This is a genomic window from Pantoea sp. B270, assembly GCF_018726825.1.
In the GTDB taxonomy this organism is placed as follows: domain Bacteria; phylum Pseudomonadota; class Gammaproteobacteria; order Enterobacterales; family Enterobacteriaceae; genus Pantoea; species Pantoea dispersa.
Window position 1 is genome coordinate 3,099,312 of sequence record NZ_JAHCSX010000001.1, and the last position, 16,087, is coordinate 3,115,398.

The window sequence follows — 16,087 nt, forward strand, 5'->3', positions numbered from 1 at the left end:
AGCTTGTGACAAGATTCATTAAATTGTGTGATGTTGAGCAGCGTTTAAATACAGAAAACATTAATTTGCTGACACAGTCAAGCAAGGAATCAATTTCTTTGGCGTATTGCACTATTTTTGAGCAAATGTTCGGTTTTTTGCCTGGTTTTCCCACAGTCGCGGTCCGGAAAGCGCTGCGCAGCGAAGGGAAACGGCAAAAAGCGCAGCGCAACGGCCGTTTTTATGCTCATGTTATTGATTCTAATAATGAATAACCAGATTTTGCCGCGGTTATCCAAAACGTTTTGGAAACCCCCGGCTGAAAGTTCCAGTTCGGGCATTGAACGGTTAGCGTAAACCGGATGGGCGGTAAAACGTTTTACAGGTTGCGCCCTGGTCTGAAGCGTAATTGTCGCTATTTGCGCCGTGTTTTTCAGAATGGTCTCGGTTGTCAATGAACATCTTCACTGACTACTAAAGATGATAGTTAAACATCGTGAAAGGTTTAACGTGAGCGGTATCACAATCGGTTAAGTATTTATGCCCGTGCGCGCTGCGCGATTTTTCTGCATGGAACCGATTCCTTTTTGCCGGAAGTGCTTGATGCGACTGGCTCTAATAGAGGAACGATGGTTGCCCGCGCAATGAGTTTGGCTGGTGGTCGCGATGCCGCAGAGATAAAATTCCGGCTTGCATCACCGCTATTTGAAATCATGACCTGAGTAATTGATTAATCCAGGGAACCGGTAAGAGACGATTGCATGAGTAAGAGTAAAGGGAAGATGGTCCAGCGCCTGAAGCGGCTGGCTGGCAGGGTGCTTCTGGCATGGCTGGGTCTGTGGCTGGCCGGCATCGTGCTGTTCGCATTTTTGCCGGTGCCGTTTTCGGCGGTAATGGTGGAGCGGCAGCTTGGCGCGTGGTTCAGCGGACGCTTCGATTATGTCGCGCATTCAGACTGGGTGGGAATGGATGAGATTTCACCGTGGATGGCGCTGGCGGTGATCGCCTCGGAAGATCAAAAATTCCCCGAGCACTGGGGCTTTGACGTGCATGCCATTCAGCAGGTGCTGGACAATGACGGCAGCGAACGGATGCGCGGCGCTTCAACGCTGTCTCAGCAGACGGCGAAGAATCTGTTCTTGTGGGATGGCCGCAGTTGGGTGCGCAAAGGGCTGGAGGCCGGGCTGACAGTGGGGCTGGAAACGGTTTGGACCAAACGCCGCATTCTGACAGTCTACCTGAATATTGCGGAATTCGGGAACGGGGTGTTTGGTGTGGAAGAGGCATCGCAGCGCTATTTCCACAAGCCTGCCAGTCGGCTGAGCATGGCGGAAGCCGCTTTGCTGGCGGCGGTGCTGCCGAATCCGATTCGCTTCCGCGCGGATGCGCCTTCCGGCTACATTCGTCAGCGCCAGCAGTGGATTATGCGCCAGATGCGCCAGCTGGGCGGCGAGGGCTTCCTCAACCGTTACCAGCTGCACTGACGCGGTTAATCTTCGTCAAAACCGGCTTCAAACAGCTCAATGACCGCGGCCAGCGCCTGGGTTTCCTGCGGGCCACTGGCCTCGATTTCGATATGACCGCCTTTAGCGGAGTCGAGCATCAGTAGCGCAATCACGCTGCTGGCTTCGGCTTCGGTACCGGCCTCGTTACGCAGCAGCACTTCCGCATCAAAACTCTGCACCAGCTCAAACAGCTTCATCGCCGGGCGCGCATGCATACCCAGCTTATTTCGAATCTCAACGGTTTGCTTCACGGTCATGATTTGCGTTTTTCCAGGGTGCGATGACGGGACTGCACATTTTTACCGCGCGAACGGAAATAGTCTGCCAGCTGTTCGGCAATGTAGACCGAACGGTGCTTACCGCCGGTACAGCCAATCGCCACCGTCAGATAGCTGCGGTTATTGGTTTCCAGCATCGGCAGCCACAGCTCGAGATAGCTGCGTGTCTGGTAGATAAAGTTGTGCACTTCGGTGTGACGATCGAGGAAGGCCGCCACCGGACGATCGAGCCCGGTCATCGGACGCAGTTTCGGATCCCAGTGTGGGTTGGGCAGAAAACGCACGTCAAACACGTAATCAGCGTCGATCGGGATGCCGTGCTTGAAGCCGAAGGATTCAAACACCATGGTGAGTTCACGCTCACGCTTGCCCAGCAGGCGCGTGCGCAGCATTTCTGCCAGCTCATGTACCGACATCTCTGAGGTATCGATGATCAGATCGGCACGCGAGCGCAGCGGCTCAAGCAGATCGTTCTCCTCATCAATGGCGCTTTCCAGCGAGAGATTTTTGCTGGAGAGCGGATGCAGGCGGCGCGTGTCGCTGTAGCGGCGGATCAGCGTGTTGCGATCGGCGTCCAGAAACAGCAGCTGTGGCGAGAACGCTTCCGGCAGATTGTTCAGTGCCTGCTCAAACACCTCCGGTGATTCCGGCATGTTGCGCACGTCAATGCTGACCGCCGCTGAGATATTGCGCTCGGTTAAGGTGTTCGCCAGCTCCGGCAGCAGCACCACCGGCAGGTTATCGACACAGTAGAAGCCCATATCCTCAAGGGCGCGCAGCGCGACTGATTTTCCTGAGCCTGACCGACCGCTAACGATCATCAGCACCATCACATTTCTCCCGTGTTAAACCGGCACGCAGGCCGGTAAAAGTGTCTGTCGCTTAAGCGTGATCTTCCTGAGCTTCTGTAATGATGGCGTAGAGCTCTTCATCGCTCTGTGCCGCGCGCAAACGGCGGCAGACGGTTTTATCCGCCAGGCGTTTCGCCACCAGCGACAGGGTGTGCAGATGGGTTTTGCACTGGTCTGCGGGCACCAGCAGGGCAAACAGCAGGTCAACCGGCTGGTTGTCGACGGCGTCAAAGGCGATAGGCTGGTCGAGGCTGATAAACACGCCAACGGCGCGCAGCGTATCCTCCTCCAGCTTGCCGTGCGGGATGGCGATGCCATTACCAATACCGGTACTGCCCATGCGTTCACGGGTCAGGATGGCTTCAAAAAGCGTCTGGTGCGGCAGATTGAGCTGCTTAGCGGCCAGCTCGCTGATAATTTCCAGCGCGCGCTTTTTACTCTGGCAGTGTACGCCGCTGCGGGTGCAGTCCAGCGAAAGGACCGCGCTCAATTCCAGTGTCAGATCGTTGTTCATCATCGTTTCACTTGCGTGTTCACATAGCCGTAAGGCACGTACCGGGACACCGCGAACGGGCAGGGCAGGTGACTGCAGGCGCTTGCGCAGATGACAAAACGGGGCGGTGACCCGCCCCATTTCTCCTCTGAGTGCTGAACCCGTCAGCACTCTGCAAGCGTGAAGGTTAGTGTTTTTTCAGTTTGTCTTTGTGTTTGGTCAGCTGACGGGCCAGCTTGTCAATTAACCCGTCGATGGCCGCGTACATGTCTTCCGCTTCCGATGTGGCGTGCAGCTCCCCGCCGTTGACGTGCAGGGTTGCTTCCGCAATCTGCGTCACCTTCTCCACTTTCAGAACAATATAAACCTGATTGATACGATCAAAATAGTGTTCCAGTTTGGCAAATTTGTTATTTACAAATTCGCGCAGTGGGTCGGTTATCTCAACATTCAGTCCGGTAAGGTTTAGCTGCATAGGTCTTCCTTCTTGTTTCGGTCAAACCAGCTGCTTGCGCTGGTTTGATGGCGGTATAGATAAAGACTCGCGATACTTAGCAACCGTACGTCGCGCCACCATGATGCCCTGTTCAGATAACATGGAGGTCAGTTTGCTGTCGCTCAAGGGTTTTGCGGGATTTTCCGCGGAGATTAATTTTTTCACCAGTGCACGGATCGCCGTCGACGAGGCTTCGCCACCGCCTTCGGTGCTGACGTGACTGGAGAAAAAATACTTCAGTTCAAAAATGCCACGCGGGCTGTGCAAATACTTTTGCGTGGTGACGCGGGAAATGGTGGATTCATGCATATCCACGGCCTGGGCGATATCCGCCAGTACCATCGGACGCATATACTCTTCACCCTGTTCAAAAAACGCCTGCTGCTGTTCGACAATACAGCGCGTCACTTTCAGCAGCGTGTCGTTGCGGCTCTCCAGGCTCTTAATCAGCCAGCGGGCTTCCTGTAAGTTGCTGCGAATAAACTGACTGTCACTGTCATTACGCGCAGAACCGCCCATCGCGGCGTAATGCTGATTAATCTTCAGGCGCGGCAGGCTGTCAGCGTTCAGCTCCACCGTCCAGCGTGTGCCAGTCTTGCGCACCAGCACATCGGGAATCACGTACTCGGGCTCGCTGGTATTAATGGACTGCCCGGGGCGCGGATCGAGCGACTGAATCAGCAGCATCGCTTCCTTCAGCACCTCTTCCTTCAGCCGCGTCACGCGCATCAGGCTGCGGAAATCGTGGTTAGCCAGCAGGTCGAGGTGCTCGCTGACAATCAGCCGTGCTTCGTTCAGCATCGGCATATCGGCCGCATACTGCGACAGCTGTACCAGCAGGCAGTCACGCAGATCGCGTGCGCCGACGCCCACCGGATCGAAACGCTGTACGCGCTTCAGCACCGCTTCCACCTCTTCCAGCGTCAGCTCTTCGTCACCAATACTGTCACAAATGTCCTGTAAGCTGACGGTGAGATAACCGGTATCGTCGATGGCATCGACGATGGAGGTAGCGATGGCGCGGTCGGTGTCGGTGAACGGCGTCAGTTCCACCTGCCACATCAGATAGTCCTGCAGCGACTGCGTGGTTTCACCCTGATACACCGGCAGCTCGTCGTCCTGGTAATCGGTGCCGGTACCGGAGGGCGTGCCGGCCGTGTAGATCTCGTCCCAGGTGGCATCGAGCGGCAGCTCTTCCGGCATCTCTTTCTGTTCGAGTGCCTCACGGGTATCTAACGCCTCGTTCTCCTGAAATTCGCGGGCATCGACTTCATCGTGCAGATCGGTTTGTTCAAGCAGCGGATTGCTTTCCAGCGCCAGTTGCAGTTCCTGCTGGAGTTCAAGCGTAGAGAGTTGCAGCAAGCGGATTGCCTGCTGCAACTGGGGGGTCATCGCCAGCTGTTGGCTGAGCCTGAGTTGCAAACCTTGCTTCATAATCCGGCTAGAATTTCCTAAGCAAATGTCGGGTATGCCGACACCTTATCAGAGTCTGAACTCTTCGCCCAAATAAACCCGCTTAACCTGCTCATCTGCAAGAATTTCATCTGGCGTGCCGTGGGCAATCAGATGGCCCTGGCTGACGATATATGCGCGCTCACACACCGCGAGCGTTTCACGCACGTTGTGGTCGGTGATCAGCACGCCGAGGCCGCTGTCACGCAGGTGTTCGATGATCTTTTTGATATCGATAACGGAGATGGGGTCAACGCCGGCAAAAGGTTCATCCAGCAGGATAAACTTTGGATTGGCGGCCAGCGCACGGGCAATCTCGACGCGGCGACGTTCACCGCCCGACAGCGCCTGGCCCATGCTGTCGCGCAGATGACCGATGTGGAACTCGTCCATCAGCTCATTGGCGCGATCCTGACGCTGCTCTTCCGTCAGGTCGTCACGCACCTGCAGTACCGCCATCAGGTTGTCGTAGACGCTCAGACGGCGAAAGATCGACGCTTCCTGCGGCAGATAACCGATGCCGCGCCGCGCGCGCGCATGCAGCGGCAGAATACTGATATCTTCTTCATCAATGATGATGCGGCCGGCATCACGCGGCACGATGCCGACCACCATATAGAAGGTGGTGGTTTTACCGGCCCCGTTGGGGCCCAGCAGGCCGACAATCTCGCCGGATTTCACCTGCAGGCTGACATCTTCTACTACGCGACGGCCTTTGTAGGCTTTCGCCAGGTTTTCAGCGACTAATGTGGCCATAGCGATCAGTTACTCTTTTTGGGGCTCGCAGACGAACCGTTTTTATCCTGCAGCTGCGACGGCACCAGCACGGTGGTGACGCGCTTGCTCTGGCCCTGACTATAGGCCTGCATTTTCTGCTCTTTCACCAGATAGGTGATGCGATCGCCTTTGATGTTGCTGTCCTGCTGCTCGATAAAGGCGTTGCCGGTCAGCTCGACGAAATCATTGGCCAGCTCATAGTGCAGTTTGGCGGCGTGACCCTGCACCGGTTTGCCGTTGTCCTGCATCTGATAAAAGGTAGCCGGATTGCCGTAGGCATCAACGATGGTTTTGTTGCTGTCGCCGCCCGGACGCGTTACCACCACTTTATCGGCGGTAATTTTGATGGTGCCCTGGGTCACGATCACGTTGCCGGTAAAGGTGGCGACGTTACCCTGCAAATCGAGCGCCTGGTTCACCGAGTCGATGTTAACCGGCTTGTCCGAATCGCCCGTTAACGCCAGCGCCGGCAGGCTGGTTGCCAGCAGCGCACTCACCAGCAGCAACTTAAGGCTATTTTTGTTCATTTTGAATTTCATAGGAGGTTTTGACCTTTTCAAGCAGCTCGGCATTCTTTGTCCGTAGGTTGCCGCGCATCTTCATGCCAGTGGAGTTAAAACTGCGGCCAAATAGGGTGACCTGATCGTCAGAGGTCACATCCTGGCTGACCAGATTAACCTGAGCATTATCCGTGATGATGCGCTCAAGCTGGGAATCCTGCGTCAATGTGTGTACTTCAACGTGGCCATAAAGATACAGCATACGATCTTTCGTCAGCTTTGCCTTGTCAGCACGAACCGACCACGTGGGCACTTTGTTTTCGTCGTAAGTGATCATCACCGGATTATCGAACCAGCTCACTTCTTCGGCCGAAAAGTAGGTCACTTTATCCGAGACCAGCTTATAGGCCAGCGCACCCGTCGGGTTATACACCACGGTGCTGGAGTTGGCACTGGTGTAGGTCGGCGCCTGATCGTTGGTCGCCACCGGCGTGGCGCTGTCGTCCTGGTTGGTAAGATTCCAGCCGATCAGCACCAGGGCGATCAGCGCCAGAATCAGCGTTATCCAACGCCTGCTTTTACTCATACTGATTGCCCTTTGGCATCCTCAAATTTGTTCTGCGCCAGCAAAATCAGGTCGCATAGCTCACGTACTGCACCGCGACCGCCAGCAATGCGCGTCACGTAATGCGCGCGCGGCAGTAACACCGGATGCGCATCGGCGACGGCCACGCTCAGACCCGCCTGTGCCATTACCGGCCAGTCGATCAGGTCGTCACCAATATACGCGACCTGGTCTGCCGATAGTGACAGTTTATCCAGGAGTTCGCGCCAGGCCAAAAGCTTATCCGACTGTCCCTGGTAAAGATGCGTAATGCCGAGCGTTTTACAGCGATCTTCCAGCAGTTTAGCGCGGCGGCCGGTAATAATAGCCACTTCGATGTCCGAGGTCAGCAGGCAGCGCACGCCGTAACCGTCGCGCACGTTAAAGGCCTTTAGCTCTTCACCGCTGTTGCCCATGTAAATCAGGCCGTCGGACATCACGCCGTCGACATCGCAAATCAGCAGGCGGATGTTGGCCGCCCGCGCCATCACGTCGGCGCTCACCGGGCCGTAGCAGGTGTTGACCATCGTGGTTTCAGCACTCATTGTTGTTTCCCGTTCAGACCACGCCAGCGCGCAGCATGTCATGCATATGTACCACACCGAGCAGGCGATCGTCATCGGCCACCAGCAGCGCAGTGATGTTTTTGTTTTGCATCAGATTAAGCGCGTCCACCGCCAGCAGGTTAGGGCGCACGCGAATCCCGCCGCGCGTCATCACATCCTGGATGCGGGCCGACTGGAAATCGATGCCCATATCGAAGATGCGGCGCAGGTCACCGTCCGTGAAAATCCCTTCGATTTTCATCAGGTCGTCGACAATCACCGTCAGGCCGAGGTTTTTGCGCGTGATTTCCAGCAGCGCGTCGCGCAGTGAGGCGTCACGGGTGACGTGGGGAATTTCATCGCCGCTGTGCATAATGTCGCTGACGTGCAGCAGCAGTTTGCGCCCCAGCGCGCCGCCCGGGTGCGACAGCGCGAAATCTTCCTGCGTGAAGCCGCGCGCTTCCAGCAGCGCCACCGCCAGCGCATCGCCCATCACCAGCGTGGCGGTGGTGCTGGAGGTCGGTGCCAGCCCGAGCGGACAGGCTTCCTGCGGTACTTTCACGCATAAATGCACATCGGCAGCCCGGCCCATGGCGCTCTCCGGACGGCTGGTCAGGCAAATCAGCTGCACTTTCTGCCGTTTGAGCACCGGGATCAGCGCGAGGATTTCGCCCGACTCGCCGCTGTTCGAGATGGCGATCACCACATCATTGGTGCTGACCATGCCGAGATCGCCGTGGCTGGCTTCGCCCGGGTGGACGAAGAACGCCGGCGTGCCGGTGCTGGCGAAGGTGGCGGCCATCTTCTTGCCGATATGGCCGGATTTGCCCATGCCCATCACCACCACTTTGCCACGGCAGGCAAAGATCATTTCGCAGGCGCGGCTGAAGTCGGCGTTGATATACTGATCGAGCTGTTCCAGCCCTTCGCGTTCAATGCGCAGTACCGCTTTACCTGCCTGCTGGAAGTCGAAATCCGGTTGCTGATGTGACATGGTCAGTCATCCTTAATAGCTTGCGATAAGCGTGGGGCTGAGCCACAGCCACAGCACCCACACGATAAATCCACCTAACAGCAGCGTGCCCGCTATGCGGCCGATGCGGCGCTTGCGCAGCAGGCACAGCAGGGCGAACAGCACGCTGACGCCCAGCATAATCCAGTAATCCCGCGCAAAGGCGTGCGCATCGATCGCGCCGGGATGCACCAGCGCCGGCAGGCCCAGCACAATCGCCAGATTGAAGATATTGGCGCCAATCAGGTTGCCGATGGCGATATCGTCTTCGCCTTTCAGCGCGCCGGCCAGCACCGTGGCCAGTTCCGGCAGACTGGTACCGACAGCAATCAGCGTCAGTCCCATCACCAGTTCGCTAACGCCGAAGTAATCCGCAAACACCGTGGCGTTGTCGATCACCATGCGCGTCGACATCGGCAGAATAATCAGCGCCACCGCCAGCCAGAGAAACGCCACCGTGTTGCCGCTTTCGTCGCGTGGCAGCTCCGCCAGTTGTTCACGCGTCAGGGTGTCATTATTATCGCGCTCGGCCCGCCGGGCGATGCGGATCGCCACCAGCAGATAACCCAGCGCCAGCAGCAGCAGTGCTACGCCATCCAGCCGGCTGAGCTGGTTATCAAACAGCATGATGCCGCTGAGCAGTGAGACCAGCAGCAGCAGAGGGAGTTCGCGGCGAATCAGATTGGAGTGTACGGTTAAAGGGTGCAGCAGCGCAGCGCCACCAAGGATCAGCAGAATATTGGTGATGTTCGAGCCCAGCGCGGTACCCACGGCTAAATCCATCTGACCATGCTGCGCGGCAGAGAACGAGACGATCAGTTCCGGCAGTGAAGTGCCAATGCTCACCACCGTCATGCCAATGATCAACGGGGGAATGCCAAGGGATCGACACAGGATCGCGGCGCTGAACACCAGGCGGTCAGCTCCGTAAGCCAGTAAAATCAATCCGATAAACAGCAGGGCAGTGGCTACGAACATGAAAAATCCTTGATGGATAACGGTGCCGGCAAACCTTGTCCGACAGGTAAAAGCAGTGCGCGTGCGGAATCAGGCGCTGATTTTGACTGTCTGAGAGGCAAAAGTAAATTTTAAGGCCGTTTTCGCCACACCGGACGGGTAAGTTTCTGTAAAACTATCGTGCATTGTGGTTTACCAGGCTACCATCCACCACGTTAATTACGCCCGATCCGTTTAAAGAGGTAATGATGATCCAGCAGCAAACGAATCTGGTTGAGGTTCGTGGCGTCAGTTTTACGCGCGGCAATCGCACCATCTTCGACGACATTTCGCTGACCGTTCCGGCGGGCAAAGTCACGGCGATTATGGGCCCTTCCGGCATCGGTAAAACCACCCTGCTGCGCCTGATTGGCGGGCAGTTGCAGCCGGACAAAGGTGAGATCTGGTTTCGTGACCAGAATATTCCGACGCTGTCGCGCCGTAAGCTGTACGACGTGCGTAAAAAAATGAGCATGCTGTTCCAGTCCGGTGCGCTGTTCACCGACCTTAACGTTTATGAAAACGTTGCCTGGCCGTTGCGCGAACACACCCGGCTGCCAGCGGAATTACTGCACAGCACGGTGATGATGAAGCTGGAAGCTGTGGGACTGCGCGGCGCAGCCCAGCTGATGCCGGCCGAACTCTCCGGCGGCATGGCGCGCCGGGCGGCGCTGGCGCGTGCAATTGCGCTGGAGCCGGAGCTGATCATGTTCGACGAACCCTTTGTCGGCCAGGATCCCATTACCATGGGCGTGCTGGTCAAGCTGATCGATGAGCTCAACCATTCGCTGGGCGTCACCTGCATTGTGGTTTCACACGACGTGCCGGAGGTCTTGAGCATTGCCGACCATGCCTATATTGTTGCCGGGCAAAAGATTATTGCTCAGGGTAGTGCGCCGCAGCTGAGGGAGAATCCCGATCCGCGCGTGCGCCAGTTTATTGAGGGTCATGCGGATGGTCCGGTGCCGTTCCGCTTCGCTGCCGGGGATTACCTCAGCGATCTGACCCGCACAGGGAGAAGCTAAACTGATGTGGTTACAGGCACTGGCGTCATTTGGGCGTCAGGGAATTAACACCTGTGCGGCCTTTGGCCGGGCGGGCTTAATGCTCTTCCATGCGCTGGTGGGTAAACCGGCGTTTCGTAAGCATGCGCCGCTGCTGGTGAAGCAGCTGTACAGCGTGGGCGTGCTGTCATTGCTGATCATTGTGGTCTCCGGCCTGTTCATTGGCATGGTGCTGGGGCTGCAGGGCTATCTGGTACTCACCACTTACAGCGCGGAAACCAGCCTGGGTATGCTGGTGGCGCTGTCGCTGCTGCGCGAACTGGGGCCGGTGGTCACCGCGCTGCTGTTTGCCGGGCGCGCCGGTTCGGCGCTCACTGCGGAAATTGGCCTGATGAAAGCCACCGAGCAGCTCTCCAGCATGGAGATGATGGCGGTCGATCCGCTGCGCCGCGTAGTGTCGCCGCGCTTCTGGGCCGGCTTTATCAGTATGCCGCTGCTGGCGCTGATCTTTACTGCGGTGGGCATTGCCGGTGGCGCGCTGGTCGGGGTGGCCTGGAAAGGCATCGACCCGGGCTTTTTCTGGTCGGCGATGCAGAACGCGGTGGATTTTCGTACCGATGTGATCAACTGCCTGATCAAGAGCGCGGTGTTTGCCATCACGGTGACCTGGATCGCGCTGTTCAATGGGTATGACGCTGTCCCGACTTCGGAAGGGATCAGTCGCGCGACGACGCGTACCGTAGTCCATGCTTCGCTGGCGGTGCTTGGACTGGATTTTGTGCTGACGGCACTGATGTTTGGGAATTAATGCAATGCAAAGCAAAAAAAACGAAATCTGGGTTGGCGTGTTTATGCTGGCTGCGCTGCTGGCGCTGCTGTTCCTCAGCCTGCGCGTCGCCGATCTTAAATCGCTGGGTACTGAGCCAACGTGGAAGCTGTACGCCACCTTCGATAATATCGGCGGCCTGAAAGTCAGCTCACCGGTGAAAATTGGCGGCGTGGTGATTGGCCGCGTCACTGACATTTCACTGGATGACAAAACGCTGTCGCCGCGCGTCACCATGGACATCAGCGAACAGTATGCCAATAAAATTCCTGACACCAGCTCGCTGGCGATTCGCACCCAGGGTCTGCTGGGTGAGCAGTTCCTCGCGCTCAACTTAGGTTTTGACGATCCGGAGCTTGGCTCGGCGATGCTGAAAGATGGCGGCACGCTGCGGGATACCAAATCGGCGCTGGTGCTGGAAGACCTGATCGGCCAGTTCCTCTACAAGAGCGGCGACAACAAGGACAATGAGAAATCGTCGGGCGCCGCCAGCGCGAGCGCCCCGGCAGCACCTGCTACAACGGAATAACCCAGAGAGGTACAACACGATGTTAAAACGTTTCCTGATGGTGGCCCTGCTGGCCATCGCGCCGCTGGCGGCAAACGCAGCGGACGCCAACCAGAGCAATCCGTACAAGATGATGAACGAAGCGGCGGAGAAGACCTTTACCCGCCTGAAGAACGAACAGCCGAAGATTAAGCAGGATCCGAATTACCTGCGCGAAATCGTGCGCCAGGAGCTGCTGCCGTACGTGCAGATTAAATACGCGGGGGCGCTGGTACTGGGCCGTTACTACCGCGAAGCCACGCCGGCGCAGCGCGACGCCTACTTTGCCGCGTTTGGGGATTATCTGGCGCAGGCTTATGGTCAGGCGCTGGCGTTGTACCACGGCCAGACTTACCAGATTCAGCCTGAGCAGCCGATTGGCGATGCCAATATCGTGGCGATTCGCGTCACCATCATCGATCCCAACGGTCGTCCGCCGGTGCGCCTTGATTTCCAGTGGCGCAAGAACAGCCAGACCGGCAACTGGCAGGCTTATGACATGATTGCCGAAGGCATCAGCATGATCACCACCAAACAGAATGAGTGGAGCGATCTGCTGCGCACCAAAGGCATCGACGGCCTGACTGCGCAGCTGAAAACCTATGCCGCGCAGCCTATCACCCTGGACAAGCAGCAATAATGAGCGAACCGTTACGCTGGCAGCGCACTGCCAGCACGCTGGCCCTGAGCGGCAAACTGGACCGCGATACGCTGCTGGCGCTGTGGCAGGCGCGTGACAGCGCCATGGCCGGTATCACCACGATTGACGTGGCGGCGCTGGATCGGGTTGATTCTGCCGGGCTGGCGCTGCTGGTGCATCTGCGCGAAATCGCGCGGGCGCAGGGCACAACGCCGCTTTTCAGTGGTATCACCGATAAGCTCGACTCGTTAATCAAGCTGTACAACCTGCAGCAGATTATTGTTTCTGCGGAACAAATCGCCTGATTAACGGCGCTGCTGACAAAGCCCCTGATTTTTTCAGGGGCTTTTGCGTATTTAAGAGTCAGGCGCTTTCCTCTAAGATATCCGCCTTATTATTATCAAGTGAAGCAATGAGCGATGGAAAATAGTGAAGTTCAGGCCGTGCTAATGCAGGCGCTGCCGTTAGAAGAAGTACATGTTCTCAGCAACGATGGCAGCCATTTCCAGGTCATTGCCGTGGGCGAAATGTTTGGCGAGCTGAGCCGCGTAAAGAAACAGCAGGCTGTGTACGCGCCGCTGATGGAATACATTGCGGATAACCGTATTCATGCGGTGTCCATCAAGACTTATACCCCAGCCGAGTGGGCGCGCGACCGTAAACTCAACGGTTTCTAAGCGCCACTCTGGCTGTTTTGTTGATAGATAATTGAGAGCCGTGTTAATGGACAAATTTCGTGTGCAAGGCCCCACCCGTTTAAGCGGTGAAGTGACCATTTCCGGGGCGAAGAATGCTGCGCTGCCGATTCTGTTTGCTGCGCTGCTGGCTGAAGAGCCGGTAGAGATTCAGAACGTGCCGAAGCTGCGTGACATCGATACCACCATGAAGCTGCTGAGCCTGCTCGGTGCGCGCGTGGAACGCAATGGTTCGGTCCACGTTGATGCGCGCGAAGTTAATGTCTTCAGTGCGCCGTACGATCTGGTGAAAACCATGCGTGCCTCCATCTGGGCGCTGGGGCCGCTGGTGGCGCGTTTTGGCCAGGGCCAGGTTTCTCTGCCGGGCGGCTGTGCGATTGGTGCGCGTCCGGTCGATCTGCACATTACCGGCCTGGAGCAGCTGGGTGCCGAGATCAAACTGGAAGAGGGCTATGTTAAAGCCTCTGTGGATGGCCGCCTGAAGGGCGCGCACATTGTGATGGATAAGGTCAGCGTGGGCGCGACCGTGACCATCATGAGCGCCGCAACGCTGGCGACGGGCACCACCATCATTGAAAACGCGGCGCGTGAACCGGAGATTGTCGACACGGCAAACTTCCTTAACACGCTGGGCGCGAAAATCAGCGGCGCCGGCACCGACAAAATCACCATCGAGGGCGTTGAGCGCCTCGGCGGCGGCGTCTATCGCGTGCTGCCGGACCGTATCGAAACCGGCACCTTCCTCGTGGCCGGCGCTATCTCGCGCGGCAAAGTGGTGTGCCGCAATGCGCAGCCAGACACGCTGGACGCCGTGCTGGCGAAACTGCGTGATGCGGGTGCGGAGATTGAAGTCGGTGAAGACTGGGTGAGCCTGGATATGCACGGCAAGCGTCCGAAAGCGGTTAACATCCGTACCGCACCGCACCCTGGTTTCCCGACCGACATGCAGGCGCAGTTTACGCTGCTCAACCTGGTGGCTGAAGGCACCGGCGTGATTACCGAGACCATCTTCGAAAACCGCTTCATGCACATCCCGGAGCTGATTCGTATGGGTGCGCACGCCGAAATCGAAAGCAACACCGCTATCTGTCACGGTGTCGAAACCTTGTCCGGCGCGCAGGTGATGGCGACCGATCTGCGTGCGTCAGCCAGTCTGGTACTGGCAGGCTGCATTGCAGAAGGTGCGACGCTGGTGGATCGTATCTACCACATCGATCGTGGCTACGAGCACATTGAAGACAAGCTGAAAGCGTTAGGCGCCAACATTGAGCGCGTCAGCGGCGAGTAATCCTTTGTCCTGATTGCCAGGCATGAAAACCAGTCACGACAGCGTGGCTGGTTTTTTTTTGCTTTACCCGCGTGAGACGATCTTTTTCAGATCCTGGGGCGATCGAATGCGTTTTTTACGATCCAGCAGACGCTGTGTGACCGGATCAAAATAGCGGCTGGGCCAGATCTCGGAAGGATGGACCTTCAGCGCCGTGGCGATCAGCCATTCACCTTTAGGCCAGGGACGTGACAACGCGTTGGCCAGCGTCGATGAACTGAGGCCAGATTGACGTGACAGGGCGGCTAGTGACGTACCGCGCTTGCGCAGGGCCGCAATGATATCTGCCGGATGCCAGTCTTCTCTCCTTGCATGCATAACTCTCTTCTCCGTGTCCGTGTTAGTGCTCCATCTCTGCAGCGCTGTGGCTCTCCTGCGCAGAGATAACTGGAAAAATCCGGATTTTTATAGCAAAAAATTTCCATATGTTTCCAGTAATTGTTTTGCCTGTGCACGAAACTGCGCAGTTTTTCGCAAAAATGCTGCAAGGAAATGTAATCAGACGGGCAGAGCAGGGGGGAGAAATAAAAACGGGGCCGGACGGCCCCGTAGCAGGTCAGAAATCGCGCTGCACCGACATATGCGCCAGCGCTTCCAGCGCGCTGCGCCACGGCGTTTCTGGCAGTGCCTGTAGCGCGGCGATGGCTTTATCCGCCTCTTCTTCGGCGCGTTTGCGCGTCCATTCCAGCGAACCGGTTTGCTGCATTGCCGCCAGCACCGGCTCCAGCAGATGACGGCCATTACCCTCTTCGATCGCCTTGCGGATCATCTGCGCCTGCTCGGGCGTGCCGTTGTGCATGGCGTGCAGCAGCGGCAGCGTCGGCTTACCTTCGCTCAGATCGTCACCGGTATTTTTGCCCAGCGTCTCGCCGTCGGCGCTGTAATCCAGCAGATCGTCGATCAGCTGAAACGCCGTACCGAGATAGCGGCCATAATCCTGCAGCGCTTTCTCCTGCGCTGGCGTGGCCTCCGCGAGGATCGCCGAAGCCTGCGAAGCGGCTTCAAACAGGCGGGCGGTTTTGCTGTAGATCACCCGCATGTAGCTCTCTTCGGTGATATCCGGATCGTTGCAGTTCATCAGCTGCAGCACTTCCCCTTCGGCGATCACGTTCACCGCTTCGGACATCAGTGCAAGGATCTTCAGCGATCCCATGCTGGTCATCATCTGGAAGGCGCGGGTATAGATAAAATCCCCGACCAGCACGCTCGCCGCATTGCCGAACGCGGCGTTAGCGGTGGCTTTGCCACGGCGCATATCGGATTCATCCACCACATCATCGTGCAGCAGCGTCGCCGTGTGGATAAATTCGATCAGCGCCGCATTGGTCACATGCAGCGATCCCTGATAATTCAGCGCGCGTGCTGACAGCACCGCGATCATCGGACGGATGCGTTTGCCTCCCCCGCTGATGATGTAATAGCCCAACTGGTTAATCAGTGAGACATCTGAATTCAGCTGGTCGAGGATGGTCTGGTTGACGGCCGCCATGTCCTGCGCGGTTAATTCGTTAATCTGTTCTAAGTTCATTCGTCTGTTCAGCTTTGACTCGTTTTCTGCAT

Annotated in this window: 22 protein-coding genes; 8 read left to right on the top strand and 14 right to left on the bottom strand. The window is 57.2% G+C overall.

Translation table 11 applies throughout. The features are described 5' to 3' along the window. Window positions 1–89: 89 nt before the first annotated feature. Window positions 90–434 carry a hypothetical protein gene (locus tag KOL70_RS14670; RefSeq protein WP_153001976.1) on the bottom strand — a complete coding sequence of 115 codons (345 nt, stop codon included), beginning with the start codon at window positions 432–434 and terminating at the stop codon, window positions 90–92. Window positions 435–740: 306 nt separating this feature from the next. On the opposite strand from KOL70_RS14670, the gene mtgA reads away from it, so the two are divergent. Then, window positions 741–1,463: a monofunctional biosynthetic peptidoglycan transglycosylase gene (gene mtgA, locus KOL70_RS14675; protein ID WP_031279742.1), complete on the top strand. Its 723-nt coding sequence runs from the start codon at window positions 741–743 to the stop codon at window positions 1,461–1,463. A 5-nt stretch (window positions 1,464–1,468) separates the two neighbouring features. Here the strand turns inward: mtgA and npr are convergent, their stop codons facing one another. The 11 genes from npr to KOL70_RS14730 all read right to left on the bottom strand — a co-directional run bounded on the left by npr (window position 1,469) and on the right by KOL70_RS14730 (window position 9,470). Then, a complete protein-coding gene (gene npr, locus KOL70_RS14680; RefSeq protein ID WP_058759594.1) occupies window positions 1,469–1,741 on the bottom strand; it encodes a PTS phosphocarrier protein NPr in 273 nt (90 codons plus the stop codon). Further along, window positions 1,738–2,592 (bottom strand): RNase adapter RapZ, encoded by an 855-nt coding sequence (gene rapZ / locus KOL70_RS14685; RefSeq protein WP_021507744.1) that lies wholly within the window; start codon window positions 2,590–2,592, stop codon window positions 1,738–1,740. The genes npr and rapZ overlap by 4 nt, the downstream gene beginning before the upstream one ends. Before the next feature lie 52 nt (window positions 2,593–2,644). Continuing rightward, on the bottom strand, window positions 2,645–3,127 hold the full coding sequence (gene ptsN / locus KOL70_RS14690) for a PTS IIA-like nitrogen regulatory protein PtsN (protein ID WP_031279741.1): 483 nt from the start codon (window positions 3,125–3,127) through the stop codon (window positions 2,645–2,647). A gap of 166 nt (window positions 3,128–3,293) precedes the next feature. After that, complete coding sequence (hpf, locus tag KOL70_RS14695) at window positions 3,294–3,581, bottom strand: ribosome hibernation promoting factor (protein WP_010618250.1); 288 nt, start codon at window positions 3,579–3,581, stop codon at window positions 3,294–3,296. Window positions 3,582–3,602: 21 nt separating this feature from the next. Continuing rightward, window positions 3,603–5,036: an RNA polymerase factor sigma-54 gene (gene rpoN / locus KOL70_RS14700; RefSeq protein ID WP_031279740.1), complete on the bottom strand. Its 1,434-nt coding sequence runs from the start codon at window positions 5,034–5,036 to the stop codon at window positions 3,603–3,605. A gap of 48 nt (window positions 5,037–5,084) precedes the next feature. Continuing rightward, a complete protein-coding gene (gene lptB / locus KOL70_RS14705) occupies window positions 5,085–5,810 on the bottom strand; it encodes an LPS export ABC transporter ATP-binding protein (protein WP_010618248.1) in 726 nt (241 codons plus the stop codon). A gap of 5 nt (window positions 5,811–5,815) precedes the next feature. After that, window positions 5,816–6,370, bottom strand: coding sequence for a lipopolysaccharide ABC transporter substrate-binding protein LptA (lptA, locus tag KOL70_RS14710; protein ID WP_031279739.1), 555 nt, complete (start codon window positions 6,368–6,370; stop codon window positions 5,816–5,818). After that, window positions 6,345–6,917: an LPS export ABC transporter periplasmic protein LptC gene (lptC, locus tag KOL70_RS14715; protein WP_215480822.1), complete on the bottom strand. Its 573-nt coding sequence runs from the start codon at window positions 6,915–6,917 to the stop codon at window positions 6,345–6,347. The genes lptA and lptC overlap by 26 nt, the downstream gene beginning before the upstream one ends. Continuing rightward, a complete protein-coding gene (gene kdsC, locus KOL70_RS14720) occupies window positions 6,914–7,480 on the bottom strand; it encodes a 3-deoxy-manno-octulosonate-8-phosphatase KdsC (protein ID WP_058774894.1) in 567 nt (188 codons plus the stop codon). The genes lptC and kdsC overlap by 4 nt, the downstream gene beginning before the upstream one ends. A 13-nt stretch (window positions 7,481–7,493) precedes the next feature. Then, a complete protein-coding gene (kdsD, locus tag KOL70_RS14725) occupies window positions 7,494–8,474 on the bottom strand; it encodes an arabinose-5-phosphate isomerase KdsD (protein ID WP_021507738.1) in 981 nt (326 codons plus the stop codon). A gap of 12 nt (window positions 8,475–8,486) precedes the next feature. Further along, entirely contained in the window at window positions 8,487–9,470 is a 984-nt protein-coding gene (locus tag KOL70_RS14730) for a calcium/sodium antiporter (RefSeq protein ID WP_021507737.1), read from the bottom strand. 227 nt (window positions 9,471–9,697) lie between these two features. Between KOL70_RS14730 and mlaF the strand changes: the two genes are divergently transcribed. From mlaF to murA, 7 genes are all read left to right on the top strand, one after another. Further along, window positions 9,698–10,513 carry a phospholipid ABC transporter ATP-binding protein MlaF gene (gene mlaF / locus KOL70_RS14735; protein ID WP_021507736.1) on the top strand — a complete coding sequence of 272 codons (816 nt, stop codon included), beginning with the start codon at window positions 9,698–9,700 and terminating at the stop codon, window positions 10,511–10,513. Between the two features lie 4 nt (window positions 10,514–10,517). Beyond that, window positions 10,518–11,300 carry a lipid asymmetry maintenance ABC transporter permease subunit MlaE gene (mlaE, locus tag KOL70_RS14740; RefSeq protein WP_104093950.1) on the top strand — a complete coding sequence of 261 codons (783 nt, stop codon included), beginning with the start codon at window positions 10,518–10,520 and terminating at the stop codon, window positions 11,298–11,300. Window positions 11,301–11,304: 4 nt separating this feature from the next. Continuing rightward, on the top strand, window positions 11,305–11,847 hold the full coding sequence (gene mlaD, locus KOL70_RS14745; protein WP_021507734.1) for an outer membrane lipid asymmetry maintenance protein MlaD: 543 nt from the start codon (window positions 11,305–11,307) through the stop codon (window positions 11,845–11,847). 19 nt (window positions 11,848–11,866) lie between these two features. After that, on the top strand, window positions 11,867–12,505 hold the full coding sequence (gene mlaC, locus KOL70_RS14750; RefSeq protein WP_021507733.1) for a phospholipid-binding protein MlaC: 639 nt from the start codon (window positions 11,867–11,869) through the stop codon (window positions 12,503–12,505). Next, entirely contained in the window at window positions 12,505–12,810 is a 306-nt protein-coding gene (gene mlaB, locus KOL70_RS14755) for a lipid asymmetry maintenance protein MlaB (RefSeq protein WP_021507732.1), read from the top strand. The genes mlaC and mlaB overlap by 1 nt, the downstream gene beginning before the upstream one ends. 114 nt (window positions 12,811–12,924) lie before the next feature. Continuing rightward, window positions 12,925–13,182, top strand: coding sequence for a BolA family iron metabolism protein IbaG (gene ibaG / locus KOL70_RS14760; protein WP_007886637.1), 258 nt, complete (start codon window positions 12,925–12,927; stop codon window positions 13,180–13,182). A 46-nt stretch (window positions 13,183–13,228) separates the two neighbouring features. Continuing rightward, a complete protein-coding gene (gene murA, locus KOL70_RS14765) occupies window positions 13,229–14,488 on the top strand; it encodes a UDP-N-acetylglucosamine 1-carboxyvinyltransferase (RefSeq protein WP_021507731.1) in 1,260 nt (419 codons plus the stop codon). Window positions 14,489–14,551: 63 nt separating this feature from the next. On the opposite strand, the gene KOL70_RS14770 is transcribed toward murA, so the two are convergent. Together KOL70_RS14770 and ispB are read right to left on the bottom strand one after the other, a co-directional pair. After that, on the bottom strand, window positions 14,552–14,845 hold the full coding sequence (locus KOL70_RS14770) for a helix-turn-helix transcriptional regulator (protein WP_021507730.1): 294 nt from the start codon (window positions 14,843–14,845) through the stop codon (window positions 14,552–14,554). Between the two features lie 238 nt (window positions 14,846–15,083). Then, entirely contained in the window at window positions 15,084–16,055 is a 972-nt protein-coding gene (gene ispB, locus KOL70_RS14775; protein WP_021507729.1) for an octaprenyl diphosphate synthase, read from the bottom strand. Window positions 16,056–16,087 lie beyond the last annotated feature (32 nt).